The following is a 26,084-nucleotide window of genomic DNA, read 5'->3' as shown; positions in this document are numbered from 1 at the left end:
GCGCGGCACCAGTGTGCTAGGCTGCTCGCCCTTTTCATTAGGGCGCGGATGCAGTGCGCCCTTAAGCGGAGCAAGCCAATGTCCGAACTCAACCTGTCCACCGACGAATCCCGCGTCAGCTACGGCATCGGCCGCCAACTGGGCGGCCAGCTGCGTGACAACCCGCCACCAGGCGTCAACCTGAACGCTATCGTTGCCGGCCTGACCGACGCCTTCAACGGCGCCGACAGCCGCGTCAGCGAAGAAGACCTGTCGGCCGCCTTCAAGGTCATCCGCGAAGTGATGCAGGCCGAAGCCGCAGCCAAGGCCGAAGCCGCCGCTGCCGCCGGCAAGGACTTCCTGGCCTTCAACGCCAAGCGCGAAGGCATCGTGACCCTGGCCTCGGGCCTGCAGTACGAAGTGCTGACCGCAGGCGAAGGCGCCAAGCCGACCCGCGAAGACAACGTGCGTACCCACTACCACGGTACCCTGATCGACGGCACCGTGTTCGACAGCTCCTACGAGCGCGGCCAGCCGGCCGAATTCCCGGTCGGTGGTGTGATCGCTGGCTGGACCGAGGCCCTGCAGCTGATGAACGCCGGCAGCAAATGGCGCCTGTACGTGCCGAGCGAGCTGGCCTACGGCGCCCAGGGCGTCGGCAGCATCCCGCCGCACAGCACCCTGGTGTTCGACGTCGAGCTGCTCGACGTTCTGTAATGCCTGATCGCGGGTCAAGCCCGCTCCCACGAAGTAGCAGAGCACCAGTGGGAGCGGGCTTGACCCGCGATGCCTTTCAGTTCCAATCCGTTCCCCCCGGGCGCAACGCCCGCGCATAGCAGAACAGAAACAGATTCCTCACCAGCTCCTTGAGCACCCCGGGTTCACTCGAATTCAACCCCGTGAGGTCCAGGTCACCCTGGTCACGCAGTTCGTCGAGCGCGTCTTCCTCGAGTACGGCGCACACTTCGCCAGTCTCGCGGTGGAGGATACGCAGGTAGGGGTGGGGGCGGTCGAGCCAGGCGTCGATCAGATAGGTCATGGCTATTCTCCTTGGATAGCGTTTCCAATGAGAATAATTCTTATTATCAAAATAGCAAGGGACTATTGGAAGAAATCTTCCAAATGGTGCAGGCGATCCTGTTGCAGGATCTGTCAGGGCCGCCCGCAGGGCAGCCCCGAGGGGCAGGAGATCAGACCTTGCGCACGAACTCGGACTTGAGCTTCATCGCGCCGATGCCGTCGATCTTGCAGTCGATGTCGTGGTCGCCATCGCACAGACGGATGTTCTTGACCTTGGTGCCGACCTTGACCACCAGGGACGAACCCTTGACCTTGAGGTCCTTGATCACGGTGACGGTGTCGCCGTCCTGCAGGACGTTGCCGACCGAATCCTTCTTCACCACGTCGTCGCTGGCGGCTTCGGCTTCGCCGTTGGCCGACCACTCGTGGGCGCATTCGGGGCAGATCAGTTGGGTGCCATCCTCATAGGTGTATTCGGAGTTGCATTGGGGGCAGGGTGGCAGAGTGCTCACGGCTTTTCCTTTCAAGTACAGGCGGGTAAAGGCGCACATTGTATAAGGTTTTGGTGCTGGCTGCACAAATGCATCGCGGGGCAAGCCCGCTCCCACGCCATGATGTGTGCTGGCGTGGGAGCGGGCTTGCCCCGCGATGAGGGTGTTGCGATGAATCAGTGGGTGCGTGCGACCGCGAACTCGCTCAGCTCGACCAGGGCATCCCGGTACTCGCTGGCCGGCAGCACTTCCAGGCAGGCGATGGCGCGGGCGACGTAGTCGCGGGCCATCTGCGCGGTGTAGTCCAGGGCGCCGGATGCCTCGACGGCGATGCGGATCTGCTCCAGGTCTTCCAGGCCACCTTTCTGGATCGCCTGGCGCACCAGCGCGGCCTGCTCCGGGGTGCCTTCGCGCATGGTGTAGATCAGCGGCAGGGTCGGCTTGCCTTCGGCCAGGTCGTCGCCGACGTTCTTGCCCAGGGTCTCGGAGTCGCCCTTGTAGTCGAGCAGGTCGTCGACCAGCTGGAAGGCCACGCCCAGGTGGTCGCCGAAAGTGCGCAGTGCTTCGCGCTGCTCGTCGGTGGCGCCGGCCAGCGCGGCGGCGCTGTGGGTCGAGGCCTCGAACAGCATCGCGGTCTTGCCGCGGATGACGTCCATGTACACCTCTTCGGTGGTGCTGGCGTCACGCACGCGCGACAGCTGCAGCACTTCACCCTCGGCGATCACCCGGGTGGCCTTGGAGAGGATCTGCATGACCGGCATCGAGCCCAGCTCGACCATCATCTCGAACGAGCGCGAATAGAGGAAGTCGCCCACCAGCACGCTCGGCGCGTTGCCCCACAGGGCGTTGGCGGTGGAGCGGCCACGGCGCATGCCGGACATGTCGACCACGTCGTCGTGCAGCAAGGTGGCGGTGTGCAGGAACTCGATGGTCGCCGCCAGCAGGCGCAGGTCGTCGCCTTCGCGGCCCAGGGCCTTGCCGCACAGCAACACCAGCAGCGGGCGCAGGCGTTTGCCGCCGGCGGAGGTGATATAGTCGCCGATCTTCGATACCAGCGGGACGCGCGAGGTCAGCTGCTTCTTGATGATCTCGTCGACGGCGCTGAAATCATCAGCTACCGCGCGGTAGAAGGATTGGGGTTGCATCGGCTGCTCCATTGAGGTTGCGCGGCATGCTAGGTCGCGGGTCCCGGTGTGTCAAGGCGCGGTGGCCGTGGCCCCGGGCCGGTACTTGCAAGCATTTATGGGGTTGCGTACAATCGCGCACCCTAACTTCCTGGGCAGCACCTGCCTTACGCAATTGCACCGGGCCGTTCCAGCCTTGTGCAGCCATGCCAGCCAATACTCATCATATAAAGCGCTGGGTGAGCAGGATTATCGGAGAAATACCATGTCTTACGCAGTAATCGTTACCGGCGGCAAGCAGTACAAAGTCGCTGAAGGTGAATTCCTCAAGATCGAAAAACTGGAAGTCGCCACTGGCGAATCCGTGACCTTCGATCGCGTCCTGCTGGTCGCCAACGGTGAAGAAGTCACCATCGGCGCTCCAGTTGTTGCTGGTGCTAAAGTAGTGGCCGAAGTCGTTTCGCAAGGCCGCCACGACAAGGTTCGCATCATCAAGTTCCGTCGTCGTAAGCACCACATGAAGCGCATGGGCCACCGCCAGTGGTTCACCGAAATCAAAATCACCGGTATCCAGGCTTAATCGCCCCGATCCCCTGAATTTATTGGAGAATTGAACCATGGCTCACAAGAAGGCTGGTGGTAGTACTCGTAACGGTCGCGACTCAGAATCTAAACGCCTTGGCGTGAAGATGTATGGCGGCCAGGTGATCAAGCCGGGCAACATCATCGTCCGTCAGCGCGGCACCGAATTCCACGCTGGCTACGGCGTTGGCATGGGCAAGGATCACACCCTGTTCGCCAAGATCGAAGGCGTGATCAAGTTCGAGAAGAAAGGCGAGTTCATGCGCCGTTACGTGAGCATCGTCGCCGCTTAATCGCGACGTCGCTCCAGAAGCCCCGTCATGCGACGGGGCTTTTTCGTTTGTGGTGAGCCTCTTGCAAAGCTGTTTGTCTGGGCTGCCGGCGTTGGTTTCTGATGGTACGGGGCCGCCGCGCTCATTTTTGCAAGAGCCTCATGGTTTTCTGGTTTTCGACTCGTCGTCCGACGAGAGGCGGTTTTGAATGAAGTTTGTAGACGAAGTATCGATCCGGGTTAAGGCCGGTGACGGCGGCAACGGTTGCATGAGCTTCCGCCGCGAGAAATTCATCGAGAACGGTGGCCCCAACGGCGGTGACGGTGGCGACGGCGGTTCGGTGTACATGGTGGCCGACGAGAACCTCAACACCCTCGTCGACTACCGCTACACCCGTCACCACGAAGCCCAGCGCGGCTCCAACGGCGGCAGCACCGACTGCACCGGCAAGAAGGGCGACGACCTGTTCCTGCGCGTGCCGGTGGGCACCACCGTGATCGACGCAGCCACCCAGGAAGTCATCGGTGACCTGATCACCCCGGGCCAGAAGCTGATGGTCGCCCAGGGCGGCTGGCACGGCCTGGGCAACACCCGCTTCAAGTCCAGCACCAACCGGGCGCCGCGCCAGACCACCCCGGGCAAGCCCGGCGATCAGCGCGACCTGAAGATGGAAATGAAGGTCCTGGCCGACGTCGGCCTGCTGGGCCTGCCGAACGCCGGCAAGAGCACCTTCATCCGCTCGGTCTCGGCCGCCAAGCCGAAAGTCGCCGACTACCCGTTCACCACCCTGGTGCCGAACCTGGGCGTGGTCAGTGTCGACCGCTGGAAGAGCTTCGTCATCGCCGACATCCCCGGCTTGATCGAAGGCGCCTCCGAAGGTGCCGGCCTGGGCATCCGCTTCCTCAAGCACCTGGCCCGTACCCGCGTGCTGCTGCACCTGGTCGACCTGGCGCCGCTGGACGGCAGCAGCCCGGCCGATGCCGCCGAGATCATCATCAACGAGCTGGCGCAGTTCAGCCCGGCGCTGGTCGACCGTGAGCGCTGGCTGGTGCTGAACAAGGCCGACATGATCATGGACGACGAGAAGGATGAGCGCGTCAAGGAAGTGGTCGAGCGCCTGAACTGGGACGGTCCGGTCTATGTCATCTCGGCCATCGCCAAGCAGGGCACCGAGAAGCTCAGCCACGACCTGATGCGCTACCTCGAAGACCGCGCCGACCGCCTGGCCAACGACCCGGCCTACGCCGAGGAACTGGCCGAGCTCGACCAGCGCATCGAGGACGAGGCCCGTGCCCAGCTGCAGGCCCTGGACGATGCCCGCACCCTGCGTCGTACTGGCGTCAAGAGCGTGCACGACATCGGTGACGATGATGACTGGGATGACTTCGAGGACGACGAAGACGGCCCGGAAATCATTTACGTGCGCGACTGATCGGTTGCAGTACACTAAACGCCGCTCTCTGGAGCGGCGTTTTTGTATCCACGGTATCTACAGATTCGACATAGGTTGGAAGAGAAGATGCGAAGCAAGGTGACTGGCGCCCAGCGCTGGGTCGTGAAGATCGGCAGCGCGCTGCTGACCGCCGATGGCAAGGGCCTCGACCGCGGTGCCATGGCGGTGTGGGTCGAGCAGATGGTGGCCCTGCGTGAAGCGGGCGTGGAACTGGTGCTGGTCTCCTCCGGGGCCGTGGCCGCCGGCATGAGCCAGCTGGGCTGGACCTCGCGACCGAGCGCGATGAACGAGCTGCAGGCCGCCGCCTCGATCGGCCAGATGCGCCTGGTGCAGGCCTGGGAGTCGAGCTTTGGCGAGCATGGCAAGCACACCGCGCAAATCTTGCTGACCCACGACGACCTCTCCGACCGCAAGCGTTACCTCAATGCCCGCAGCACCCTGCGCACGCTGGTCGACCTGGGCGTGGTGCCGGTGATCAACGAGAACGACACCGTGGTCACCGACGAGATCCGCTTCGGCGACAACGACACCTTGGCCGCCCTGGTGGCCAACCTGGTGGAAGCCGACCTGCTGGTGATCCTCACTGACCGCGACGGCATGTTCGACGCCGACCCGCGCAACAACCCCGAAGCCCAGCTGATCTACGAAGCCCGTGCCGACGACCCGTCGCTGGACGCCGTGGCCGGCGGTACCGGTGGCGCCCTGGGCCGCGGCGGCATGCAGACCAAGCTGCGCGCCGCGCGCCTGGCCGCTCGTTCCGGTGCCCACACCATCATCATTGGTGGCCGTATCGAGCGCGTGCTGGATCGCCTGAAGGCCGGCGAGCGCCTGGGCACCCTGCTGTCGCCCGAGCGCGGCATGCTCGCCGCGCGCAAGCAGTGGCTGGCCGGCCACCTGCAGACCCGTGGCACCCTGGTGCTCGACGACGGCGCGGTGAAGGCCCTGCGCGAATCGAACAAGAGCCTGCTGCCGGTGGGCGTGAAGACCGTGCAGGGTAGCTTCCGCCGTGGCGAGATGGTGGTCTGCGTCGGCCCCGATGGCCTGGAAGTGGCCCGTGGCCTGGCCAACTACAGCGCCCTGGAGGCGCAGAAGATCATCGGCCAGCCGTCCGACGCCATCGAGAGCCTGCTGGGCTACAGCGCCGAGCCTGAGCTGGTGCATCGCGATAACCTGGTCCTGGTCTGAAGGAGATCACCGTGCTGAAAAGGATGTTTGCCGTGGCGGCGCTGCTGCTGCCGATGCTGGCCGGGGCCGAGGAAATCGGCCAGGTGTCCACCGTGTTCAAGTTCGTCGGGCCCAATGACCGCATCGTGGTCGAGGCGTTTGACGACCCGAAGGTCGACGGCGTGACCTGCTACCTGTCGCGGGCCAAGACCGGTGGCTTGAAAGGTGGGTTGGGGCTGGCCGAGGACCGTGCCGAGGCGTCGATTGCCTGCCGCCAGGTGGGGCCGATTCACTTCAAGGGTGAGTTGAAAGATGGCGAGGAGGTGTTCAAGGAGCGCACCTCGCTGGTGTTCAAGACCATGCAGGTGGTGCGGTTCCTCGACAAGAAGCGCAATACGCTGGTGTACCTGGTGTACAGCGACCGGGTGATCGAAGGCAGCCCGCAGAATGCGGTGACGGCGATTCCGATTGTGCCTTGGGCACAGCAGTAACTTCCCGATTTTTGGGAGGCCTTTGGCCTCCTTTCGCGGCACAAGGCCGCTCCTACAGGGGGACGCATATCCCTGTAGGAGCGGCCTTGTGCCGCGAAAGGGCCGCGAAGCGGCCCCATGCACCTAATCAGGCCAGTTCCTCGGCCTCATCCTCGCGCACGATCGCCTTCACTTCGTCGCGACGGCTGATGTACTTCCAGTCCGCCTCGTCGATGTAGATGCCATTCGGCCCGCTGCCGCCTTCCAGGTCGATCGCCACCCGCGCCGACACCTGCGGCTTCACGCTCGCCAGGATCGGCACGAAGCCCAGCTGCTGGCTGGTCTCCAGCAACGCCGCCTGGTTGCGTTCGTCGATGTCCGCCGCCTCGTCGAGGTAGTACGGCAGGCGAATGCGCCCGGCCAGGTCGCGGTCCATCAGGTGCAGCAACAGGTACATGTTGGTCAGCGCCTTGATGGTCATGGTGGTGCCGTTGGACGCAGCGCCGTCGATGTCGGCGTGAATCACCGGCTGGCTGTTGATCTTGGTGATCTCGAAGGCCAGTTCGAACAGGTCCTTCAGGCCCAGCTGGTTGTGGTTGGCCGCCACCAGCCGCGCCAGGTATTCCTTGGCCTCTTCGTTCTTGTGATCCTGCTCGGCGCTCTGGGTCAGGTCGAACACCGACAGCGTTTCGCCTTCCTCGTACTGGCCGGCGCTGTGGATGATCTGGTCGATGTGCCGGAGCGCTTCCTTGTTCGGTGCCAGCACCACGCGGAAGCTCTCCAGGTTCGACACCTGGCGCTTGTTGATCTCGCGGTTGAACAGCGCCAGCTGGTGCTCGAGGCTGTCGTAGTCGCTGCGGATGTTGCGCAGGGTCCGGGCGATGTCGGTGACCGCGGCGCGGCGGGCCTTGGCCAGGGTCAGCGCTTCCTCGGTGCGGTGCGAGTAGGCGTTGATCAACAGCTGCAGGCGGCGCTCCATGTCGTCTTCGCTGTCGAACTTGGCCACGCCCTTCAGGCGCACCTGGGCGTACAGCGCCTCGATCTGGTTGTCGACGCGCTGCAGCGCCTGCCAGCTGTCCTGGTAGTCGTTGAGCAGCGGCAGCAGGTTGTCCATGGAGTCGTCGATCGCCTCCATGAACGGCGTGCCGAACGGCAGGTCGGCCGGCAGCAGCTGGCGACGGCGCAGGGCGTCTTCCAGGGTGCGCTGCTTGGCTTCGAGGTCGGCGATCTGCCGGCCCACCAGCTGCAGCTTGGCCGACAGTTGCTGGACGCGTTCGGTGAAGGCGTCGCTGGAGCGCTTGAGCTCGTCCTGGGCGGCTTCCAGCTGGCCCAGTTGCTCCATCTTCTCCGGCTCTTCGGCGGCCAGGGTCTCGGTGCGGCGGAAGTCTTCCAGGGCCTTCTGCGCATCCAGCACCTGCTGGTACAGGGCCTCGGTCTGCGCCTTGCTGGCGGCGCGGTCGAGGGCCACGGCCTGCTGGGTCTTGAGCTGCTTGAGTTCTTTTTCCAGGCGCTCTTTCTGGTCGCGCAGGGCGGCGCGGTCGGCCAGGGCCTGCAGCGCGGGTGGGTCGATGTGCGAGATGTCGATGGACAGGCCCGGCACTTCGAAGCGTTCGCCCTTGAAGCGGTCGAGCACGCCTTCGAGGGTCTTCACCCAGACGTCGCTGTCGTCCAGCTCGATGCCACGGTCACCCAGCGGCAGGCTGAACAGCGCACCGTTGAACAGGCGCATCAGGCGGTCGACGTCCTGCTGCGAGAACTCCTCGCGCAGGCGGGCGTAGCTGTTGTTGTCGGCGTGGTCGAGCTGCTGCTTGACTGCCTTGACGCGTTTTTCCAGGTCGCGCACGCGCTCGTCGAGGTCCTCGGCGGAGAACTGTCGCGACTGGGCCAGGGCGCCGGCCAGTTCGTCGTGGGCGTCCTTGGCCGCCAGCAGCTGCTGCTCCAGGACCTTGACGTCGGTGACCAGGGCGAAGCGGTGCTTGAGCACCGACAGCTCACCCAGCCAACGCTGGATGCCGGTAATCTCGCGCTCCAGGCGCATCAGCTCCTGGGTACCGCCGCGCTGGTCGTTCTGCAGGCGGTCCTGCTCGCCACGGTAGTGCTCGGACTGGATCACCAGCTCTTCCTTGCGCGCCATGGCGTATTCCTGCCAGGTGCCCAGCAGGTTGTCGAGCAAGGGCGAGATGCGGTGCAGCTTGCCGCGCAGGATGTCGCGTTGGGCCACGCCACCGGCCAGGGCCTCGACCAGTGGGCCTGCGGCCACCAGGGCGTTGTAGTCGCCCTCCATGCGGCGCACGTCGCGGAAGGCCTCTTCGCAGGCGGCGATGTAGTCGACGCTACCGGAGCGCAGGCTGTGCTCGAAGGCGTCGAGGAACAGCTGCTTTAGCTTGGCGGCGGTGATCTCGCGCATGTGCAGCAGGTTGATGAACAGTGCGCGGAAGGTCTTCAGGCTCTGCTCGCTGGTCGAGCGCAGCGGGATCAGGGTCAGGTCCAGCGGCACCGAGGTGTGGCCGCCGACCAGCAGTCGGCGCAGTTCGTCCGGCTTGAGCTCGTAGGCTTTCAGGCCATGGCGCTCGAGGTTGGTGAACAGCTCCTTCTGGCGCAGGCAGGTGTCGTCTTTCTGGTAGTGGGCCAGGTCCAGCTCGCCCTGGTAGGCGAAGAACTGGTGGCCGAAGCCGCCGCCCGGGCCGCGGCCGACCACTCCGATCACGTGCGGGCCGTGGGGCAGGTTCAGCTCGGTGAGGATGTAGCTGGTGTCGGTGGCGAAGTAGAAGCGCCGCGACTGTTCCAGGCTGTACTTGCCGAAGCTCATGTCGGACATGCGCGCCAGGATCGGGAACTGCAGGGCGTTGATCGACGCCGATTTACCCAGGTTGTTGGCGCCGTAGACCGACAGCGGGTGTTCCAGGGGGAACAGGCCGAGGCTGTAGCCGGCGGTGTTGAGCAGTGCGAAGCGGCGGATGCCGTAGCGTTCCTGGCTCATGCGTCAATCTCCTGTTGCTCTTCGCGGATCGCCCGGGCCAGGGCGTCCTCTTCGCTTTCCTCGCCGTCGAACGGGGTGAGGTCGAGCGGGTCGTCGGTGCGGTTGAGTTCCTCGGGGGTTTCTTCCACCACCAGCACGGGCACCGGCAGCGGCAGGTCGCTGTGCAGGGTGGCGGCCAGGTCGCGGTCCTGCTGGACCGACAGGCACACATCGAGGAAACGGTGCATCGGCGGCATGAAGCGGTAGATGCCGCCCTCTTCGAAGGCGAAGCCCAGCTGGGTCATGCGGCGCATGATCTTTTCTTCGAGCTCGTCGACGGTCTGCACTTCGGCCTGCAGGAACAGGTCGCGGTACTTGTCCAGCAGCGATGGCAACTCGTCGCGGCCGATGCTGCCACCGTCGAGCACGGCCATCGGGTCGCGGCCCTGGTCGGCCAGGTGCTCGACCAGGATGAAGGTGAACAGCGACAGGCGCTGGGCGGTCTTGTTGACCTGCGCGGCGGCCTGCTCGGGGACGAAGTAGTAGAAGCCGCGGGTGTCGCAGACCAGCTCGAAGCCCAGGGCCTTGAACAGGGTGCGGTACTGGTCCTGGAAGTTCGACAGCTGGGCGTACAGCTCCGGGTCGCGGCGGCTGATGTGGAAGCCCTTGAACAGCTCGCGGAAGATCGGCGCGAGCTGGGACAGTTCGGAAAGATCAAGATGCATGGACGGGGCTCGCGGTGGATTCGGTCGTGGTCGCCGGCTTGTTGTCGCGGCTGGAGGTCAGGGCGAAGGAGCGCAGGCTGACCAGGTGTTCGCGGGTGAGGTATTGCTGGCGATCGAGGCGCTCGCGGCTGAAGCGCTTCTCGCGCGACAGGCGCGAGAACCAGTACAGCAGTTCGTCGGTGGCGCCCTCGGGCTCCTGCTCCAGCAGCCAGACCATCAGGTCCGGCAGCGGCAGGGCGTCTTCGCAGCGTTCGAGCATTTCCTTGACCGTGCGTGGGGCGCGGGGCAGCGGGCCCTTCTGGGTCTTGTGCGCCTTGGGGAAGCGGGCAGGCTTGGGCTCGAAGCGGGCCAGGGCGTAGACGTAGGCTTCAACTTGGCTGGCGCTGCCGAGGAAGGTGCTCTGCGGGCGGGTGAACAGCGGCATGGCGGCCTGCGGCACGGCGTCGATGCCCTTCTTGCGGATCACCGACAAGGCCAGCGCGGCGCCACGGGTCACGGCGTTGTGCCGGCGCGCTTCTTCGCGCAGCGGCAGCAGCAGTTCGCGGGCGTGGCGCAGGGTCAGCTGGGCGCTGGTCTGCATTTCGAGGATGCGCGCATGGGTGCGCAGCAGCATGTCGTCGTCGACCAGGTGGCCCAGGCGCGCCTGCTCGCCCAAAAGGCGCAGCAGCACGGTCTCGACCTTGCGCACGCCCTGCTCGAAGGCGCCGTCGGCGTTGACCAGCTGGATCATCGGTTCGACGTACTCGTCCCAGGTCGCCAGCACTTCGGCGTAGCGCTGGCGCAGGGGGATCTGGCGGTTGCTGGTCTTGGCCCGCTCGGCCACGGCCACCAGCGCCTGTTCGTCGTTGTCGAGCTTCTTCAACACGTCGCGCACGCGCATGTCGAGCAGACGCAGCTGGCGCGCCAGGTCGTCGCTGTCGCGGTTGTCGAAGGCGTCCTGGATATGCCCGGCGAGGCGTTCCAGGTGGCGCAGGTAAGCCTCGATCTCCAGGCACAGGCCCAGCCGGTGTTCGCGGCGCAGGTAGGCGAGGAAATCGTGGATCTGCGCGTTGAGCTCGAAACGGTTCGGGCTCTTGGCCACCGGGACCAGGATGTCCAGGCGGATCCACACGTCGAGCAGCTGGGTGATGTCCTGCGGGGTGCTTTCCACCTGCTGGCGGGCCAGCTGCTGGCGCAGCTCGACCAGGCTCAGGGTGCCCTGGTCGAAGCGCTCGCACAGCGGCTCGATCAGGGCCCAGTGTTCGGCTAGGGCGCGCAGGACGCGCTTGGGTTCGATCATTGGCGGGTCGACTCGTTGCCAAATAAAAGGGGCGATTGTACTGCATCCGGGGGGGAGGATTTCACCCCTTGGTCTGTTATGGGGATAACCCTGAGCCTCAAAGGGGGATTTACCGGCCCCATCGCGGGGCAAGCCCGCTCCCACACCTGCATTAAGGCGTGGGAGCGGGCTTGCCCCGCGATGGCCGATAATCTGTTGCGGCGCATCCTGGGCAACGGCGTTAGAATGCCCGACTGTTTCGTCTATCCCCGGATACCCGCGCCTTGCTGATCGAGTCCCGCCGCCGCGCCTACCTGTCCGCCATGCAAGTGGTGCACTGGCTGCCGCGCGCTGAACTGCCGTTCGCCGCCCCGTCGCGGCCGGAGCTGCTGTTGCCGGTGGCGCCGGTCGAGGAACTCGATTTCGAAGTGCGTCCGGCCGCTCCCGCGCCTGCGCCGAACGCCACCCCGGCGGCCCCTCAGGCACGTGCCGAGCGGCCGAAGATCGAAATCCCGCGCCCGGGCAGCGCGCCGAAACCGGCCGCCAAGCCGGTCGAGGCCGAGCAGGAGGCCCCCGCGCCACGCCCGGCGCCGGTACCGCCACCACGCTTCGCCCTGCAGTTGCTGCGCGCTGGCAGTTGCCTGCTGCTGGTCGAGCTGGCCACCGGCCAGCCGTTCCAGAGCCGCGATCCGTCGTACCTGCTGCTCAAGGACATGCTGCGTGCCGCCGGCCTGCCGGATGCCCCGCAGATCATCGGCGAGCCGGTGCGCTGGCCGTTGCTGATGCGCGGCAACATGGACCAGGGCCCGGACGCCGCCCGCGACTTCGTCCAGGGTTTCATCGCCGCGCGCCTGGAAGAGGCGCCGTGCACCTGCCTGTGGCTGCTCGGCCTGCCGGCCATCCGCTTCGCCGGCCAGGCCGATGCCGAAGCCTACTACCAAGAACTCGAGGTCGACCTGCTCGGCAACGCCTGGGCCTTGCCCGGCCTTGAACTGTTGATGGACGAGCCGCAACGCAAGGCGGACGTCTGGAAAGCCATGCGCCAGCTGATGGCGCGCTGGAAGAGCGTTGAATGAGTGACTCGATCAGTTTCCGCCCGGCAACCGAGGCGGATCTGGATGCCCTGCTTAAGATCGAATATGCCGCCTTCAGCCACCCCTGGACCCGCGGCATCTTCCTGGATGCGCTGAAGTCCTATGAAGTGTGGCTGATGTTCGTTGGCCAGCAGCAGGTCGGCCATGGCGTGATCAACGTGATCATCGACGAGGCGCACCTGCTCAATATCACCGTCAAGCCGGAGAACCAGGGCTGCGGGTTGGGCCTGCGCCTGCTCGAGCACCTGATGGCGCGGGCCTTCCAGCTCAATGGCCGCGAGTGTTTCCTCGAAGTGCGCGCCAGCAACCAGTCGGCCTATCGCCTGTATGAGCGCTATGGGTTCAACGAGATCGGCCGGCGTCGAGACTACTATCCGGTGGCGGGCGGGCGCGAAGACGCGCTGGTGATGGCCTGTACGCTGCTGGAGGACTGAGGCGCGCCGCCGCGGGCACCGGTTCAAGCCAGTGCCAGGCGACGGCTGAGGTTCAGGCGGCGAGAATTAACGCTCGATTGCCAGGGCTACGCCCTGACCGCCGCCGATGCAGAGGGTCGCCAAGCCCTTCTTCGCATCGCGCTTGATCATTTCGTGCAGCAGGGTCACCAGCACCCGGCAGCCCGAGGCGCCGATCGGGTGGCCCAGGGCGATGGCGCCGCCGTTGACATTGACCTTCGCCGCATCCCATTCCAGCTGTTTGCCCACCGCCAGCGCCTGGGCGGCAAAGGCTTCGTTGGCCTCGATCAAATCCAGATCGGCCAATTGCCAGCCGGCCTTTTCCAGGCAGCGCTGGGTCGCGGACACAGGGCCGATGCCCATGATCGCCGGGTCCACGCCGGCGCTGGCGTAGGCGGCGATCTTCGCCAACACCGGCAAGCCCAGGGCCTTGGCCTTGGCGGCGCTCATCAGCAGCACCGCGGCGGCGCCGTCGTTGAGGCTGGAGGCGTTGCCGGCGGTGACGCTGCCGTCTTTCTTGAACGCGGCGCGCAGCTTGCCGAGGGATTCGGCGGTGGTGCCGGGGCGGGGTTGTTCATCGGTGTCGAACACCAGCGGCTCGCCTTTTTTCTGCGGGATGTGGATCGGGGTGATCTCGTCCTTGAAACGCCCGGCCTCGATGGCGGCCACGGCCTTGCGCTGCGACTCGGCGGCGAAGGCGTCCTGTTGTTCGCGGGTGAGGGCGTACTTGTCCACCAGGTTCTCGGCGGTGATGCCCATGTGGTAGTCGTTGAAGGCGTCCCACAGGCCGTCGGTGATCATGCTGTCGATCAGCTGGCCGTGGCCCATGCGCTGGCCGGTGCGCGCCGAAGGCATCACGTAGGGCGCCAGGCTCATGCTTTCCTGGCCGCCGGCGATCACCACCTCGGCGTCGCCGCAGCGGATGGCCTGGGTGGCCAGGTGCAGGGCCTTGAGGCCCGAGCCGCAGACCTTGTTCAGGGTCAGCGCCGGGACCTCGAAGGGCAGGCCGGCCTTCACGGCGGCCTGGCGGGCGGGGTTCTGGCCGGCGCCGGCGGTGAGCACCTGGCCGAGGATCACTTCGTCGACATGGGCCGGGTCCAGTTGGGTCTGGGCCAGCAGCTGGCGGATCACGGCGGCGCCCAGCTCCACGGCGGACACGTTGGCCAGGGCCCCCTGGAAACTGCCGATGGCAGTGCGGGTGGCGGCGACGATGACGACTTCGTTCATTGTTGTTCTCCGGGATGCGGGCGTGATCCTGACAGCATCCCCGCCCGGGGCTTATTTGAGAAGTTTGTTTTTCTTTGCCATTGATCTGAAATTCAAATGAATGATTGGTGCGGGTCGGTGCCTTCAATCGGGCAGGGCTAAGCTTGGCTGGTTCCCGCCAACCACAAGGGGTTCGACCATGCGCCATTCAGTGATCGCCATCACCTTGCTGCTCGCCAGCGCCGGTGCGTTCGCCAGGACCGAGTGCACCACCGCCGATCGCGGCACCTGGCAGGATGCCGAGAAGTTCCAGGCCCAGCTCAAGGAACAGGGCTACAAGATCAACAAGTTCCAGATCACCAAGGGCAACTGCTACGAGATCTACGGTTTCGACAAGGACGGCCGCAAGGTCGAGATCTACCACGACCCGGTGACGGGCAAGGCGGTCAAGACCGAGTACCGTAAGTGACCGTCAGCGTGCGGCTGTGGGACCCGTTGCTCAGGGTGTGCCACTGGTCGCTCGCGCTGGTGTTCTTCGGCGACTATTTCTTCAACGAGGCCGGTGACGACTGGCACCAGTGGCTGGGTTACTACGCCTGCGTGTGCCTGGTGATACGGCTGACGTGGGGCTTCGTCGGGCCGCGCAGTGCGCGCTGGGCGGACTTCTGGCCGACGCCTGCGCGGCTGCTGGGCCATGCCCGGGCGCTGTGGCGCGGTGAGCGTTATCACCGCCTGGGGCACACGCCGATCGGCGCGCTGGTGATGGTGCTGATGATGACCGGCATCGCCAGCCTGGGCCTGACCGGCTGGATGATGCTGGAGGTGGATGCGTTGTGGGGCGCCGAGTGGCTGGAAACCGTGCACAGCTGGCTGGCCGATGGCCTGCTGGCGCTGGTCTGCGTGCACCTGCTGGCGGCGCTGGTGGAGAGCGTGCGACTGCGCGAGAACCTGCCGTGGTCGATGGTGACGGGGCGGCGCAGGTCTACCGAGGACCCGTGAAAGTGGGGCCGCTTTGCGGCCCTTTCCGGCCGGTCCGACGCCTCGGCAAGGCCGCTCCTACAGGAGATAGCGTTTTCTCTGTAGGAGCGGCCTTGTGCCGCGAAAGGGCTGCGCAGCAGCCCCGGCAATCGTGCCTACACCGCCGGGCACTGGTTGGTCACGCAGTGAATCCCGCCCCCACCCGCCGCAATCGCATCGATATCCAACTGCACCACCTTGCGCCCCGGATACAGCTTCACCAGCAACGCCCGCGCCTTCTCGTCGGCACTGCGGTCACCGAACTGCGGCGCGATCACCGCGCCATTGATGACGAAGTAGTTGATATACCCCGCCGCGAAGTCCGGATTGTCCTCGCTGAACTTGCTGCGCCGAGGCTTGAGCGGTGGCGACATCGTGTGCACCTGCAACTTGCGGCCATCGGCATCGGTGGCGTTGCGCAGGATTTCCAGGTGCTCAAGGGTCACTTCGTGATCGTACGAGTCCGGATCGTTGTCCAGGTTCGCCACCACCACGCCGGGCGCCGCGAAGCGCGCGTAGAAGTCCACATGTGCATCGGTGATGTCCTTGCCCTTGATGCCCGGCAGCCAGATGATCTTGCGCAGCCCCAGCCGCTCCTTCAGCTCCGCCTCGACCTGAGCCTTGCTCCAACCCGGGTTGCGGTTGCTGTTGATCCAGCTGCTCTCGGTCATGATCCCGGTGCCGTGGCCGTCCACCTCGATACCGCCGCCTTCGCCCACCAGTTCGCTCTGCTGGTACTGGGCGCCGGCCAGCCTGGCGACGCGGGCTGCCAGCTTGGCGTCGTAGCGGTGCTGCTGCTTGCCGCCCCAGCCGTTGAAGTTGAAGTCCACCGCGCCCAGCGCGCCATCGTCGTCGACCACGAAGTTGGCGCTGATGTCGCGCATCCAGATATCGTCCAGCTCGGTCTCGACATAGGTGATGTTGTGGCTGCCGCATTCCTCCTCGGCGATGTCGCGCTCGCTGGCGCGGCAGAACACCGTCACCGGCTGGAACGCGGCGATGGCACGGGCGATGCGCCCGAGCGCGGCCTGGACGTCTTCGGTGAAGTCTTCCCAGATGGCGTCCTGGGCGCCGAAGGCGATGTAGGCGCGCTGGTGCGGTTCACCCTCGTCGGGCATGAACCAGCGACCGGCCTCGCTGGCGCGGGCGCTGTTGCTGCCGAACGGCAGGCCAAAGCTGGCGGCGGCGCCGAGGCCGGCGACGACGCTCATTTGCTGGAGGAAGGTACGGCGAGTGGGCATGGGGTCAGTCCTGTGCAGTCTTGAAACGGGTCCAGACGCGCATGCGCGCACGCATATCGGCCTGGGGGATGTCCTTGCCCGGGATCAGCCGGGTGTAGGTGGCATCGGCGAGGTAGATGTCCGGGTTGTCACGCAGGCGCGCGTCCACCAATGGGCGGGCCTTGGCGCTGGCGGTGGGGTAGCCGGTGAAGTTGCTGATCGCGGCCATGTTCTCCGGGCGCATGACGAAGTTGATGAAACGATAGGCGTATTCCGGGTGCTTGGCGTCGGCGGGGATGGCCATGGTGTCCATCCACACCGTGGTGCCTTCGCGGGGCACGCGGTACTGGAAGTCGATGGCCTTGCCGGCAGCCTCGGCGGTGCGCTGGGCCTGGATCACGTCGCCGCTGTAGCCCAGCGACAGGCAGGTGTTGCCGTTGACCAGCTCGGTGACCGGCTGTGACTGCAGCTTGCGCACATAGGGGCGAATGCCCTTGAGCAGTTCGCTGGCGGCGGCCAGGTCTTCGCGTTTGGCGCTGCGTGGTTCGCGACCGAGGTAGTGGAGGACCACGGCCAGCACTTCGTCGGGCGAGTCGATCATCGAGATGCCGCAGTCGGCGAACTTGGCCGCCAGCTCCGGTTTGAACAGCAGGTCGAGGCTGTCCAGCGGGGCGTCGGGCATGCGCTCGCGGATCTTCGCCGCGTCCATGGTCAGGCCGATGGTGCCCCAGGTGTAGGGCACGGTGGCCTGGCTGGCCTTGGGATAGCGCTCGTGCAGCTGGCGCAGACCGGGCTCGATGTCATCCAGCGCGGTCAGTTGCTGGCGGTCCAGCGGCCGCAGGCTGCCGGCGCGCATCAGCCGTTCGGCCACGGTGTCGCCGGGGAACACCAGGTCATAGCCGCTGCGCCCGGACATCAGCTTGGCCTCGAGCACTTCGCTGCCGTCCATGACGTCGTAGATCACCGGGATGCCGGTTTCGGCGGTGAAGCGCTTGAGGGTGTCCTCGGCAAAATAGTCGGCCCAGTTGTACAGACGCAGGGCTTCCTGCTCGGCCTGGGCAACGCCGGCGCAGGCCACCAGGGCGGCGATGGCGAGCAGTTTCGATGGACGGCTTGGCATGGTTCAGGCCCTCGCGGTTTGTGGGGTACGGCCGTCGAGGGTCATCAGCGGCGCATACATGCTGGGGCGACGGTCACGGTAGATGCCCCAGGTCAGGCGGTCCTCGCGCATGCCTTCCAGGTCCAGGTCGTGCAGCCACACGCCGCTGCTGTCGCGGTCGGCTTCTTGCAGCATGGCGCCTTTGTGGTCGCAGATGAATGACGAGCCGTAGAAGTGCATCGACAGGTTGTCGTCACTACGGGCGACCTCGTGGCCGACCCGGTTGGCGGCCACCACCGGCAGCAGGTTGGCGGCGGCGTGGCCACGCATGGCCATCTGCCAATGGTCGCGCGAATCCAACTCGGCGGCGCCCGGCTCCGAGCCGATGGCGGTGGGGAACAGCAGCACCTCGGCGCCCATCAGCGCCAGGCAGCGGGCGGTCTCGGGGAACCACTGGTCCCAGCAGATGCCGATGCCCAGGCGGCCGAAGGCGGTGTCCCAGACCTTGAAGCCGGTGTCGCCGGGGCTGAAGTACTCCTTCTCCTGATAGCCGATGGCGTTGGGGATGTGAGTCTTGCGGTAGATGCCCAGCAGGCGGCCGTCGGCGTCGGCCACGGTCAGCGAGTTGAAGAAGGCATTGCCGGCGCGCTCATACCAGCTCAGCGGCAGCACCACGCCCAGCTCCTTGGCCAGGGCGGCGAAGCGCTTGAGCAACGGGCTGTCGTGGTAGTCCTGGGCCAGGGCCTGGTGGCTGTGGCACTGCTCGATGCAGAAGTACGGGGTGGCGAACAGTTCCTGCAGCAGGATCACCTGGGCGCCCTGGGCGGCGGCCTCTCGCACCAGCTGCTCGGCACGGTCGAGGTTGGCGGCCAGGTCCCAGCTGCAGGCCATCTGCGTGGTGGCGATGCGCAAGGTGCTCATGGCCGCGCCCCCTGCCACGCTGGCTGCTGCTGGGTGATGCAGTGGATGCCGCCGCCACCGTGGGCGATGTGGTCGATGCGCACCGGCACGACCTCGCGGCCGGGGAAGGCCAGGGCCAGCTGCTGCGCGGCGGCCTGGTCGGCGTCGATGCCGTAGGCCGGCATGATCACAGCGCCGTTGGTCAGGTAGAAGTTGGTGTAGGAGGCGCAGAACACCTCGGCTTCGGTGTCCACGGCCGCCGTGGCCTCGTACAGGTCGAGCAGCTCGAACGAGCGGCCCTGGGCATCAGTGGCCAGTTCCAGGGCGCGGCGGTTCTCGCGGGCCACTTCGGCGTACACCGAACCCTGGTCGTGGGTGGCGTCCACCAGCAGCACGCCGGGGCGGGCGAAGGCGCACACGCCATCGACATGGCCGTCGGTCATGTCGCCGGTGACGTACTGCGGGTCGCCCGGCAGCCAGATGGTCTTGCGGATGCCCAGCAGGCGGGCGAAGCAGTCCTCGAAGTCGGCCTTGCTCAGGCCCGGGTTGCGGTTGGGATTGAGCAGCACCGACTCGGTGGTGATCAGCGTGCCTTCGCCGTCGACGTGGATGGCGCCGCCTTCGTTGCACAGCGGGGTGCTCAGGCCTTCGAGGCCGAGGTGGTCGAGGATGCGCCGGGCCAGGCTGCGGTCCTTGCCATGCTCGGACTTGTCGCCCCAGGCGTTGAAGCGCCAGCTCAGGCCGGCCACGCCCTGTTGCGGGTGGACGAGGAAGGTCGGGCCGCTGTCGCGGCACCAGCTGTCGTCCACGGCCAGTTCGACCAGCTCGATGCCGGGGCCGCACAGTTCGCGGGCAATGGCCATGGCCGAAGGATCGACCACCATCTTCACCGGCTCGAAGCGGGCGATGGCGGCGGCCACGCGGGCATAGTCGCGCTGCACGTCGGCCAGGGTCACGCCCCAGCCCGACTCCCACAGCGGCTTGTTGTGTGGCCAGATCATCCAGGTGGCGGCGTGGCGGGCCCATTCGGCAGGCATGCGCCAGCCGCTGTCGCGGGACAGGGTCATAGTGAACTCCGATCTATTAGGGATTGTTATCAACGAAGCCCGCCGTCGCGGGTGTTGCTGCCCATGTTATGGCTGGGAAAGTGGCGCGACAAACGATAGATTTAGCGTATTTCTGATTAGTCAGGCTTATCAGCATGCTCAAGCATTGGCCCCCGCTCAACGCCCTGCGTGGTTTCGAAGCCGCCGCCCGCCTGGGCAGCTTCCATAAGGCCGCCGAGGCCCTGAACCTCACCCAGTCGGCGATCAGCCAGCAGATCCGCAGCCTGGAAAGCTACCTGGAACAGCCCTTGTTTCATCGCAGCGGGCGCAGTGTCAGCCTGACCGATGCCGGGCATGACCTGCTCAGCACCACCCAGGCCTTGCTGCAGCAGCTGGCGGTGGGGATTCGTCGTCTCGACCAATACCGCAAGCCCAACCAGCTGGTGGTCAATACCACCCCGGCCTTCGCCCGGCATTGGCTGTTACCGCGCCTGGCGGATTTCCACCGGTGTCACCCGGACGTGGACCTGTGGCTGTTCACCAGCTTCGAGGTGCCGGACATGGCCAGCGAGACCATCGACCTGGCGATTCGCGACGATATCGGCCCGCAGGCTGAATGCAGCTTCACTGTGCTACACCAGGACACGCTGTATCCGGCTTGTCACCCGACATTATCCGAGACCGGGCGCACGACCTTGCACGGCGAGCGCGAGATGGACTGGAGCCATTGGCAGCTGGAGGGCGGCGAGGAGGTAGGGCAGCAGGGCAAGGGGCTGAATTTCTCCGACCCGGGGCTGCTGCTGGAGGCGGCGGGCGAGGGGCTGGGGATTGCCCTGGTCAGTCAGCTGCTGGCGCAGCGGATGGTCGACGAGGGACGTTTGCGGCCCTTGTCGGCACAGCGTGTACGCGGGCCGGTGTGGAGCTGCCTGGTGCATTGGGAAAGCCAGGAGGATCCGTTGGCGCGGCAGTTCCTGGCATGGTTGCGCGAAGCCTTGCAGCCAGCACCGTCCCTGTAGGAGCGGCCTTGCGCCGCGAAAGGGCCGCGCAGCAGCCCCAGATTTCGGAAGATCGCTGAAATTGCCGGGGCCGCTTCGCGGCCCTTTCGCGGCACAAGGCCGCTCCTACAAAATGTTCGAGGATTTTGAATCACCCCGTAATATGTGTCGGATATCCCGCGAGGGTAGTCTCACCCTCTAGATCAAACGGCAGCGCCCCGAATCCGGGTGCTGCCCCAGCCTAAACCTGACGAGGTACAGACATTGGCCATCATTCATCCCAAGGTTCGCGGTTTCATCTGCACCACGACTCACCCCAAGGGCTGCGAGCTCAACGTCCGTGACCAGATCGAAGCCACCCGCAAGCTGGGCGTGCGCGAGGATGGTCCGAAGAAAGTCCTGGTGATCGGCGCCTCCAGCGGCTACGGCCTGGCCGCGCGCATCACCGCGGCGTTCGGCTTCAAGGCCGATACCCTGGGCGTGTTCTTCGAAAAGCCGGGCACCGAGACCAAGCCCGGTACCGCCGGCTGGTACAACGCCGCCGCATTCGACAAGTTCGCCAAGGCCGAAGGCCTGTACAGCAAGTCGATCAACGGTGACGCCTTCTCCGACGAAGCCCGTGCCAAGGTCATCGAGCTGATCAAGACCGAAATGGGCGGCCAGGTCGACCTGGTGATCTACTCCCTGGCCTCGCCGGTGCGCAAGCTGCCGCAGACCGGTGAAGTGATCCGCTCGGCGCTCAAGCCGATCGGCCAGCCGTACAAGTCGACCGCCATCGACACCAACAAGGACACCATCATCGAGGCCAGCATCGAGCCGGCCACCGAGCAGGAAATCGCCGACACCGTCACCGTGATGGGCGGCCAGGACTGGGAACTGTGGATCGACGCGCTGAACGCCGCTGGCGTGCTGGCACCGCAGGCCCGCACCGTGGCCTTCAGCTACATCGGCTCCGACATCACCTGGCCGATCTACTGGGACGGCGCGCTGGGCAAGGCCAAGCAGGACCTGGACGAAACCGCCCAGCGCCTGGGCAAGAAAGTCGGTGGCAGTGCCAACGTTGCGGTGCTGAAGTCGGTGGTTACCCAGGCCAGCTCGGCGATCCCGGTGATGCCGCTGTACCTGTCGATGGTCTTCAAGATCATGCAGGAGAAGGGTATTCACGAAGGTACCCAGCACCAGCTGGACCGCATGTTCCGTGACCGCATGTACCGTGCGGACGGAGCGCCGGCTGCCCTGGACGACGAAGGCCGCCTGCGTCTGGACGACTGGGAACTGCGTGATGACGTGCAGGAGGCCTGCCGTACGATGTGGCCAAAAGTCACCACCGAGAACCTGTTCGAGCTGACCGACTACGCCGGCTACAAGAAGCAGTTCCTCAACCTGTTCGGTTTCGAGCGCGCTGACGTCAACTACGACGAAGACGTGGCCACCGACGTACGGTTCGACTGCATCGAGCTGTAAGCAAGTCCTTGACCGCGCAGCCGTTGATGACGGCTGCGCGGTTCCCGCCGACGACTTGTTAATATTCTGAAACAAATCACCCAATGGCCCTTTGCCATGGGCACCCCGCGCCTGATCTATACCCCAGCTATTGGCCTGGCAATTCCGCCGGGGCCGAGGAGGGAGCAATGGGCGCACTGCAAAAACTACAAGAACGCATTCGCCAGAAGGGCCTCAAGCGCACCTTCAAGACCTTGTTCGAACGTTACGTGTTCTTCCACTGGGAGCTGCTGTGGATGGAGCGCGACCTGGTCAGCCCGGTGCCGCCCTACAGCCTCAAGGCTCACACGCCGGTTACCCTGGCACAGATCACCACCGCCAACGCCGACGCCTTCGCCGCGTATTTCGGCGACCGCGTCGAGACCATGCGCGAGCTGGCCGCCGAGGGGCACACCGGACACATGTACCTGGACGAGCAAGGCGACGCCGTGGCGTTCATCTGGGCCAGCGTGGTCGACTATCACGACAAGCACTACTACGGTTGCACCTTCCCGGTGAAACCGGGCGAGTTCTTCGAATTCGGCGGCGAAATGACCCGGCCCTACTTCGGCAGCGAGCTGTCGGTGACGGCCCAGGTCGACCTGTGGAACGCCATGCGTGCCAAGGGCTGCCATAAGGTGGTGGATGTGGTGGAGACCCACAACGTGCCGGCCATGAAGCTGCACCTGCGCATGGGCTATCACGAGCAGGGGCGGGTGATGCATGTGTACGGCCTGTTCGGCTTCTGGAAGCTGTTCCGCGAAACCCGCTACGACGGCTCGCGCCTGGCGGTGCTGCGCAAGCCGGGCGTGGCGCGAGCCTTGCCGACTGCCTGAACCTATCGCGGGGCAAGCCCGCTCCCACGCCAACCGTGTATCTACGGGGCTGGCGTGGGAGCGGGCTTGCCCCGCGATAGGGCCGGTACAGCCAGCGATTTTTTTGCTAGCGTGGGCGCACGACAACAGCCCGTCCGCCAGCATGGCGCGACGCCGCAGGGAGCGCGCCATGAGCAGCCTCACCCAACCCGCCTGTGCCTTTCGTCATGTCGCCGCCGACGGCTACAGCCTCGGCGGATTCCGCTGGCGCCACGCCGAGCCCGATCCCGGGCGAGCGCTGGTGATCATCAACGCCGCCACCTCGGTGCGCTGCCGTTACTACTCGCGATTCGCCGACTACCTGTTCGCCCAGGGCTTCGACGTGCTCACCTATGACTACCGCGGCATCGGCGAATCGCGCCCGGCCACGCTGCGCGGCTTCCAGGCGTCCTGGAGCGACTGGGGGCGGCTGGACTTCGAGGCGATGCTGCAATTGGCCGTCGCCGAGCATCCCGGCCAGCCGGTGCATGTGGTCGGCCACAGTTTCGGCGGCTGGGCGCTGGGGCTGGCGCCTTCGGCGGCGCAGGTGCGCCATGCGGTGCTGGTGGGGGCGCAGTTCGCCTACTGGCGTGACTACGCGGCGGAGCAGCGTTGGCAGCTGTTCGGCAAATGGCATGTGCTGATGCCGCTGTTGACCCGGGTGTTCGGCTACTTTCCCGGCAAGCGCCTGGGCTGGCTGGAGGATACCCCGGCTGGTGTGGTGCACGACTGGAGCACCCGCACGCCGCGCTACGAGCACCGGCCCAGTGGGCGCCTGCTCGAGGCGGCGCCGTTCGAACAGGTGCGGGCGGCGACCCTGGCCGTCAGCTTGACCGACGATCCGTTCGGCACGGTGGCGGCCACCGAGAGGTTGTTGGGGTATCTGCGGCAGGCCGAGCGTCGGCACCTGCGGGTGGCGCCTGTGGATATCGCAGTGGAGGAGATCGGGCATTTCGCGTTCTTTCACGATCGGTTTCGTGAAAGTTTGTGGCCGATTGCGCTGGGATGGCTGCGAGAAGGGCAGTTGCAGGGCCAGGTGCCGGGTCGCGTTATCGGTTGAGGGCCCCATCGCGGGGCAAGTCGCATCGGCGCACCGCCGCTCCCACCAGCAGTGGGAGCGGGCTTGCCCCGCGATGGGCAAGACGCGAAGTCAGGCCACGCGCGTGAGCGGCTGGGCGGTGAACTTCACGCCGGCCAGCCCATGCTTGATCAGCGCACGGATATTGCCATGGTCGCTGCCCTCGGGGGTGGCCACCACGCTGCGGTAGTGCTCGCCGAAGGCCAACAGTGCTTCCTGGTCGCTCAGCCCTTCCAGCAGCGCCAGGCCCAGGGTCTTGCACGAGCCTTCGTTCTGCCCGGCGGCATTGTGCACGTCGCCGTTGTCGAAGGCCTGGGGCTGGTAGCTGTAGTTCGCGGCGATGAACGCCAGGGTGTCGGCGAAAACGTGTTCGCCGCTGGCGAGGCTGCTGCGCAGGGTGTTCAGGTCAGTCACGGGGTTTTCCTTGTTCAAACGCCGCCTGTTGCTCGGCGCTGGCTTCTTTCTGGTGTTGGGCTTTCCACTCGGCGTAGGGCATGCCGTACACCTGCTCGCGGGCAGCGTCCAGGCTCAGCTCGATCTGGCGATCGTCGGCGGCGGCCTTGAGCCATTTCGACAGGCAGTTGCGGCAGAAGCCGGAGAGGTTCATCAGGTCAATGTTCTGCACGTCGGTGCGTTTCTGCAGATGGTCGACCAGGCGCCGGAACGCGGCGGCTTCGAGTTCGAGCTGTTGTTGCGGGGTCATGGGCGGTCTCTTCAGGTCATGCGGTTCTTCAGATGGCGGCCACCGTTGATGACCACCTGGCTGCCGGTGCTGTACTGGCTTTCGAGCAGGAACAGCACGGCGTCGATCAGCGGGCGGGCGCCGGGTTCGAATTCGAGCAGGGCCTTTTTCAGGGTCTGCTGGCGGTACTGCTCGTCGCCGCCTTCCTTGAGGATCAACAGGCCCGGCAGGATACCGTTGACCCGCACCTTGGGCGCGTACTTTTCGGCGAACGACAGCACCATGTTCTGCAGCGCGGCCTTGGTCGCGGCGTAGCCGATATGGCTCTTGCTGCCGCGCGAGGAGGTCTCGTCGCAGATGTGGATGATATCGGCCTTGTCCACCTTGTTCAGCCACTCGCCGAGGGCCAGGTTGAGGTGGTAGGGCGCCTCGACGTGCAGGCGGAACATGGTGTCGAGGTTGTCCAGGCCGTCGTCGAGCCACAGCGAGGCGTTGTGGATGATCCCGCGCAGGCCGTCGTAGTGGCCGTGCAGGTGGTCGATCAGGGCCTGGCGGTCTTCACTGCGGGTCAGGTCGGCCTGGAACTGCCGGATGTTCGGGTGGGCCGCCTGGGCATGCAGGCTGCGGCTGGCGCTGACCACCGTATGGCCGGCCTGGGCCAGCTCCAGGGCCAGGGCCAGCCCGACGCGCTGGCTGGCGCCGGTGATGAGGATTGGGCTGTTCATGTGCGGGCGGTCTGTTCGTCTGTCCGTGCGTGATGCCCCAGCATACCCGAACTGCGCGGCCTTGCGAGCCCGTGCCTCAGCGGCTGCGCAGCCCCTGGGGGCGGTCGCTCGGGGCCTGCGGCGCGGCGTTCAGCCAGCCGGCCAGCAAACGGGTGGACAGCGGGATGAACAGGTACACCATCAACGGAGTCAGGGCCAGGGTGCTGAGCAGCACGCGGGGCAGCAGCTCCAGCGCTGCCAGCCAGTGGCCGAACACCAGGTTGAACAGCAGCGAGACCGGGAAGAACGCCAGCCAGATGGCCGTGGCCTGTTTCCAGCGTGGCGGTTTTTGCACCGTATTGGTGCCGAACCAGTCGTCGATGCCGCTCACGCGCCTCTCTTTGGGGCGTTCGAACAGGCCGTCGCCGCGCTCCAGCCAGGTCCGGCGCGAGGCAGAATGCTCCCAGGCGTGCAGGGTCTGCTCGTCTGTGAAGCGGAAGATGATCTGGAATTCATCGCCCTCGGCCGGCGGCGCGAGGATGCCCGAGCCCAGGTAACCGGGGAAGTCGGTGGCCAGCTGCTCGCCTTCGTGCAGCCAGGCCAGCAGGTCCTGGTAGCGGCCACAGGCGGCGCGGCGCGACACCATCAAGGTGACGGGTGGGGTAGACATTGTGTATCTCCTGGCGACGGGGCTGGCGGGTAGCCGGCCCCTTGGCATGCGGCCCGGGGTGGTGGGCGGCGCAGGCGTGCTTGCAAGA

28 protein-coding genes and 1 pseudogene are annotated in these 26,084 nt (G+C 65.8%); 14 read left to right on the top strand and 15 right to left on the bottom strand.

What is annotated here, in order from left to right; all coding sequences use genetic code 11:
• The first annotated feature begins 78 nt into the window (after positions 1 to 78).
• The gene (gene bamJ, locus POF53_RS13725; RefSeq protein WP_203650529.1) at positions 79 to 696 is read left to right on the top strand and encodes a BamJ family beta-barrel-assembly machinery protein; all 618 of its coding nucleotides are present in this window, start codon (positions 79 to 81) and stop codon (positions 694 to 696) included.
• 76 nt (positions 697 to 772) lie between these two features.
• Here the strand turns inward: bamJ and POF53_RS13720 are convergent, their stop codons facing one another.
• The 3 genes from POF53_RS13720 to POF53_RS13710 form a co-directional block, all read right to left on the bottom strand.
• A complete protein-coding gene (locus POF53_RS13720) occupies positions 773 to 1,018 on the bottom strand; it encodes a PA4570 family protein (protein WP_028691179.1) in 246 nt (81 codons plus the stop codon).
• Positions 1,019 to 1,169: 151 nt separating this feature from the next.
• On the bottom strand, positions 1,170 to 1,511 hold the full coding sequence (locus POF53_RS13715) for a zinc ribbon domain-containing protein YjdM (protein WP_046857186.1): 342 nt from the start codon (positions 1,509 to 1,511) through the stop codon (positions 1,170 to 1,172).
• A 155-nt stretch (positions 1,512 to 1,666) separates the two neighbouring features.
• Complete coding sequence (locus POF53_RS13710; protein ID WP_186712958.1) at positions 1,667 to 2,635, bottom strand: polyprenyl synthetase family protein; 969 nt, start codon at positions 2,633 to 2,635, stop codon at positions 1,667 to 1,669.
• Between the two features lie 244 nt (positions 2,636 to 2,879).
• On the opposite strand from POF53_RS13710, the gene rplU reads away from it, so the two are divergent.
• The 5 genes and pseudogenes from rplU to POF53_RS13685 all read left to right on the top strand — a co-directional run bounded on the left by rplU (position 2,880) and on the right by POF53_RS13685 (position 6,576).
• A complete protein-coding gene (rplU, locus tag POF53_RS13705) occupies positions 2,880 to 3,194 on the top strand; it encodes a 50S ribosomal protein L21 (protein WP_003247466.1) in 315 nt (104 codons plus the stop codon).
• 37 nt (positions 3,195 to 3,231) lie between these two features.
• A complete protein-coding gene (rpmA, locus tag POF53_RS13700) occupies positions 3,232 to 3,489 on the top strand; it encodes a 50S ribosomal protein L27 (protein WP_003247464.1) in 258 nt (85 codons plus the stop codon).
• A gap of 187 nt (positions 3,490 to 3,676) precedes the next feature.
• Positions 3,677 to 4,765 (top strand): annotated as a pseudogene (gene cgtA, locus POF53_RS13695) (Obg family GTPase CgtA); the annotation flags it as partial.
• Between the two features lie 222 nt (positions 4,766 to 4,987).
• Positions 4,988 to 6,106, top strand: a complete 1,119-nt coding sequence (gene proB, locus POF53_RS13690; RefSeq protein WP_203650531.1) for a glutamate 5-kinase — start codon at positions 4,988 to 4,990, stop codon at positions 6,104 to 6,106.
• Positions 6,107 to 6,129: 23 nt separating this feature from the next.
• Positions 6,130 to 6,576, top strand: coding sequence for a CreA family protein (locus POF53_RS13685; RefSeq protein WP_186713018.1), 447 nt, complete (start codon positions 6,130 to 6,132; stop codon positions 6,574 to 6,576).
• A gap of 127 nt (positions 6,577 to 6,703) precedes the next feature.
• Here the strand turns inward: POF53_RS13685 and mksF are convergent, their stop codons facing one another.
• From mksF to mksB, 3 genes are read right to left on the bottom strand one after another with little or no spacing between them, the layout of a single operon-like run.
• Complete coding sequence (mksF, locus tag POF53_RS13680; protein WP_203650533.1) at positions 6,704 to 9,535, bottom strand: Mks condensin complex protein MksF; 2,832 nt, start codon at positions 9,533 to 9,535, stop codon at positions 6,704 to 6,706.
• Complete coding sequence (mksE, locus tag POF53_RS13675; RefSeq protein ID WP_011532174.1) at positions 9,532 to 10,239, bottom strand: Mks condensin complex protein MksE; 708 nt, start codon at positions 10,237 to 10,239, stop codon at positions 9,532 to 9,534. Before mksE ends, mksF begins: the two co-directional genes overlap by 4 nt.
• Positions 10,229 to 11,518: an Mks condensin complex protein MksB gene (gene mksB / locus POF53_RS13670; RefSeq protein ID WP_110735926.1), complete on the bottom strand. Its 1,290-nt coding sequence runs from the start codon at positions 11,516 to 11,518 to the stop codon at positions 10,229 to 10,231. Before mksB ends, mksE begins: the two co-directional genes overlap by 11 nt.
• 263 nt (positions 11,519 to 11,781) lie before the next feature.
• Between mksB and POF53_RS13665 the strand changes: the two genes are divergently transcribed.
• Entirely contained in the window at positions 11,782 to 12,573 is a 792-nt protein-coding gene (locus POF53_RS13665; protein WP_232855728.1) for an energy transducer TonB, read from the top strand.
• The gene (rimI, locus tag POF53_RS13660; RefSeq protein ID WP_475859666.1) at positions 12,570 to 13,025 is read left to right on the top strand and encodes a ribosomal protein S18-alanine N-acetyltransferase; all 456 of its coding nucleotides are present in this window, start codon (positions 12,570 to 12,572) and stop codon (positions 13,023 to 13,025) included. The genes POF53_RS13665 and rimI overlap by 4 nt, the downstream gene beginning before the upstream one ends.
• A 66-nt stretch (positions 13,026 to 13,091) precedes the next feature.
• Here the strand turns inward: rimI and POF53_RS13655 are convergent, their stop codons facing one another.
• A complete protein-coding gene (locus tag POF53_RS13655; protein WP_267813246.1) occupies positions 13,092 to 14,270 on the bottom strand; it encodes an acetyl-CoA C-acetyltransferase in 1,179 nt (392 codons plus the stop codon).
• Between the two features lie 178 nt (positions 14,271 to 14,448).
• Here POF53_RS13655 and POF53_RS13650 point away from each other — a divergent pair, with 178 nt between their 5' ends.
• Together POF53_RS13650 and POF53_RS13645 are read left to right on the top strand one after the other, a co-directional pair.
• Positions 14,449 to 14,718 (top strand): PepSY domain-containing protein, encoded by a 270-nt coding sequence (locus tag POF53_RS13650; protein ID WP_498968101.1) that lies wholly within the window; start codon positions 14,449 to 14,451, stop codon positions 14,716 to 14,718.
• Entirely contained in the window at positions 14,715 to 15,248 is a 534-nt protein-coding gene (locus POF53_RS13645) for a cytochrome b/b6 domain-containing protein (protein ID WP_498968099.1), read from the top strand. Before POF53_RS13650 ends, POF53_RS13645 begins: the two co-directional genes overlap by 4 nt.
• A 134-nt stretch (positions 15,249 to 15,382) precedes the next feature.
• Here POF53_RS13645 and POF53_RS13640 read toward each other — a convergent pair whose 3' ends face one another.
• Genes POF53_RS13640 through POF53_RS13625 form a run of 4 tightly spaced genes read right to left on the bottom strand, consistent with a single transcriptional unit; the run spans position 15,383 to position 19,552 of the window.
• The gene (locus POF53_RS13640) at positions 15,383 to 16,507 is read right to left on the bottom strand and encodes an agmatine deiminase family protein (RefSeq protein WP_498968097.1); all 1,125 of its coding nucleotides are present in this window, start codon (positions 16,505 to 16,507) and stop codon (positions 15,383 to 15,385) included.
• A gap of 4 nt (positions 16,508 to 16,511) precedes the next feature.
• Complete coding sequence (locus POF53_RS13635) at positions 16,512 to 17,606, bottom strand: extracellular solute-binding protein (RefSeq protein WP_203650544.1); 1,095 nt, start codon at positions 17,604 to 17,606, stop codon at positions 16,512 to 16,514.
• A 3-nt stretch (positions 17,607 to 17,609) separates the two neighbouring features.
• The gene (gene aguB, locus POF53_RS13630; RefSeq protein WP_475859658.1) at positions 17,610 to 18,506 is read right to left on the bottom strand and encodes an N-carbamoylputrescine amidase; all 897 of its coding nucleotides are present in this window, start codon (positions 18,504 to 18,506) and stop codon (positions 17,610 to 17,612) included.
• A complete protein-coding gene (locus tag POF53_RS13625) occupies positions 18,503 to 19,552 on the bottom strand; it encodes an agmatine deiminase family protein (RefSeq protein ID WP_203650548.1) in 1,050 nt (349 codons plus the stop codon). The genes aguB and POF53_RS13625 overlap by 4 nt, the downstream gene beginning before the upstream one ends.
• A 134-nt stretch (positions 19,553 to 19,686) precedes the next feature.
• Between POF53_RS13625 and POF53_RS13620 the strand changes: the two genes are divergently transcribed.
• The 4 genes from POF53_RS13620 (at position 19,687) to POF53_RS13605 (ending at position 23,922) form a co-directional block, all read left to right on the top strand.
• Positions 19,687 to 20,547: a LysR family transcriptional regulator gene (locus tag POF53_RS13620; protein WP_203650556.1), complete on the top strand. Its 861-nt coding sequence runs from the start codon at positions 19,687 to 19,689 to the stop codon at positions 20,545 to 20,547.
• Between the two features lie 243 nt (positions 20,548 to 20,790).
• Positions 20,791 to 21,990, top strand: a complete 1,200-nt coding sequence (gene fabV / locus POF53_RS13615) for an enoyl-ACP reductase FabV (protein WP_203650558.1) — start codon at positions 20,791 to 20,793, stop codon at positions 21,988 to 21,990.
• A 167-nt stretch (positions 21,991 to 22,157) separates the two neighbouring features.
• Positions 22,158 to 22,844, top strand: coding sequence for a hypothetical protein (locus POF53_RS13610; RefSeq protein WP_498968094.1), 687 nt, complete (start codon positions 22,158 to 22,160; stop codon positions 22,842 to 22,844).
• Between the two features lie 169 nt (positions 22,845 to 23,013).
• Positions 23,014 to 23,922 (top strand): alpha/beta hydrolase family protein, encoded by a 909-nt coding sequence (locus POF53_RS13605; RefSeq protein ID WP_203650562.1) that lies wholly within the window; start codon positions 23,014 to 23,016, stop codon positions 23,920 to 23,922.
• Between the two features lie 90 nt (positions 23,923 to 24,012).
• Here the strand turns inward: POF53_RS13605 and POF53_RS13600 are convergent, their stop codons facing one another.
• The 4 genes from POF53_RS13600 to POF53_RS13585 form a co-directional block, all read right to left on the bottom strand.
• Entirely contained in the window at positions 24,013 to 24,354 is a 342-nt protein-coding gene (locus POF53_RS13600) for a HopJ type III effector protein (protein ID WP_475859651.1), read from the bottom strand.
• Positions 24,347 to 24,643: a DUF1244 domain-containing protein gene (locus tag POF53_RS13595; protein ID WP_475859649.1), complete on the bottom strand. Its 297-nt coding sequence runs from the start codon at positions 24,641 to 24,643 to the stop codon at positions 24,347 to 24,349. The genes POF53_RS13600 and POF53_RS13595 overlap by 8 nt, the downstream gene beginning before the upstream one ends.
• Positions 24,644 to 24,654: 11 nt before the next feature.
• On the bottom strand, positions 24,655 to 25,347 hold the full coding sequence (folM, locus tag POF53_RS13590; protein WP_203650575.1) for a dihydromonapterin reductase: 693 nt from the start codon (positions 25,345 to 25,347) through the stop codon (positions 24,655 to 24,657).
• Positions 25,348 to 25,423: 76 nt separating this feature from the next.
• A complete protein-coding gene (locus tag POF53_RS13585; protein ID WP_498968091.1) occupies positions 25,424 to 25,996 on the bottom strand; it encodes an antibiotic biosynthesis monooxygenase in 573 nt (190 codons plus the stop codon).
• Positions 25,997 to 26,084 lie beyond the last annotated feature (88 nt).

The sequence above is a fragment of the Mitsuaria sp. RG genome (assembly GCF_028369275.1).
Lineage (GTDB): Bacteria > Pseudomonadota > Gammaproteobacteria > Pseudomonadales > Pseudomonadaceae > Aquipseudomonas > Aquipseudomonas peradeniyensis.
The sequence above is the reverse complement of the archived record's forward strand: the minus strand, read 5'-3'. Positions and strand labels throughout refer to the sequence as shown.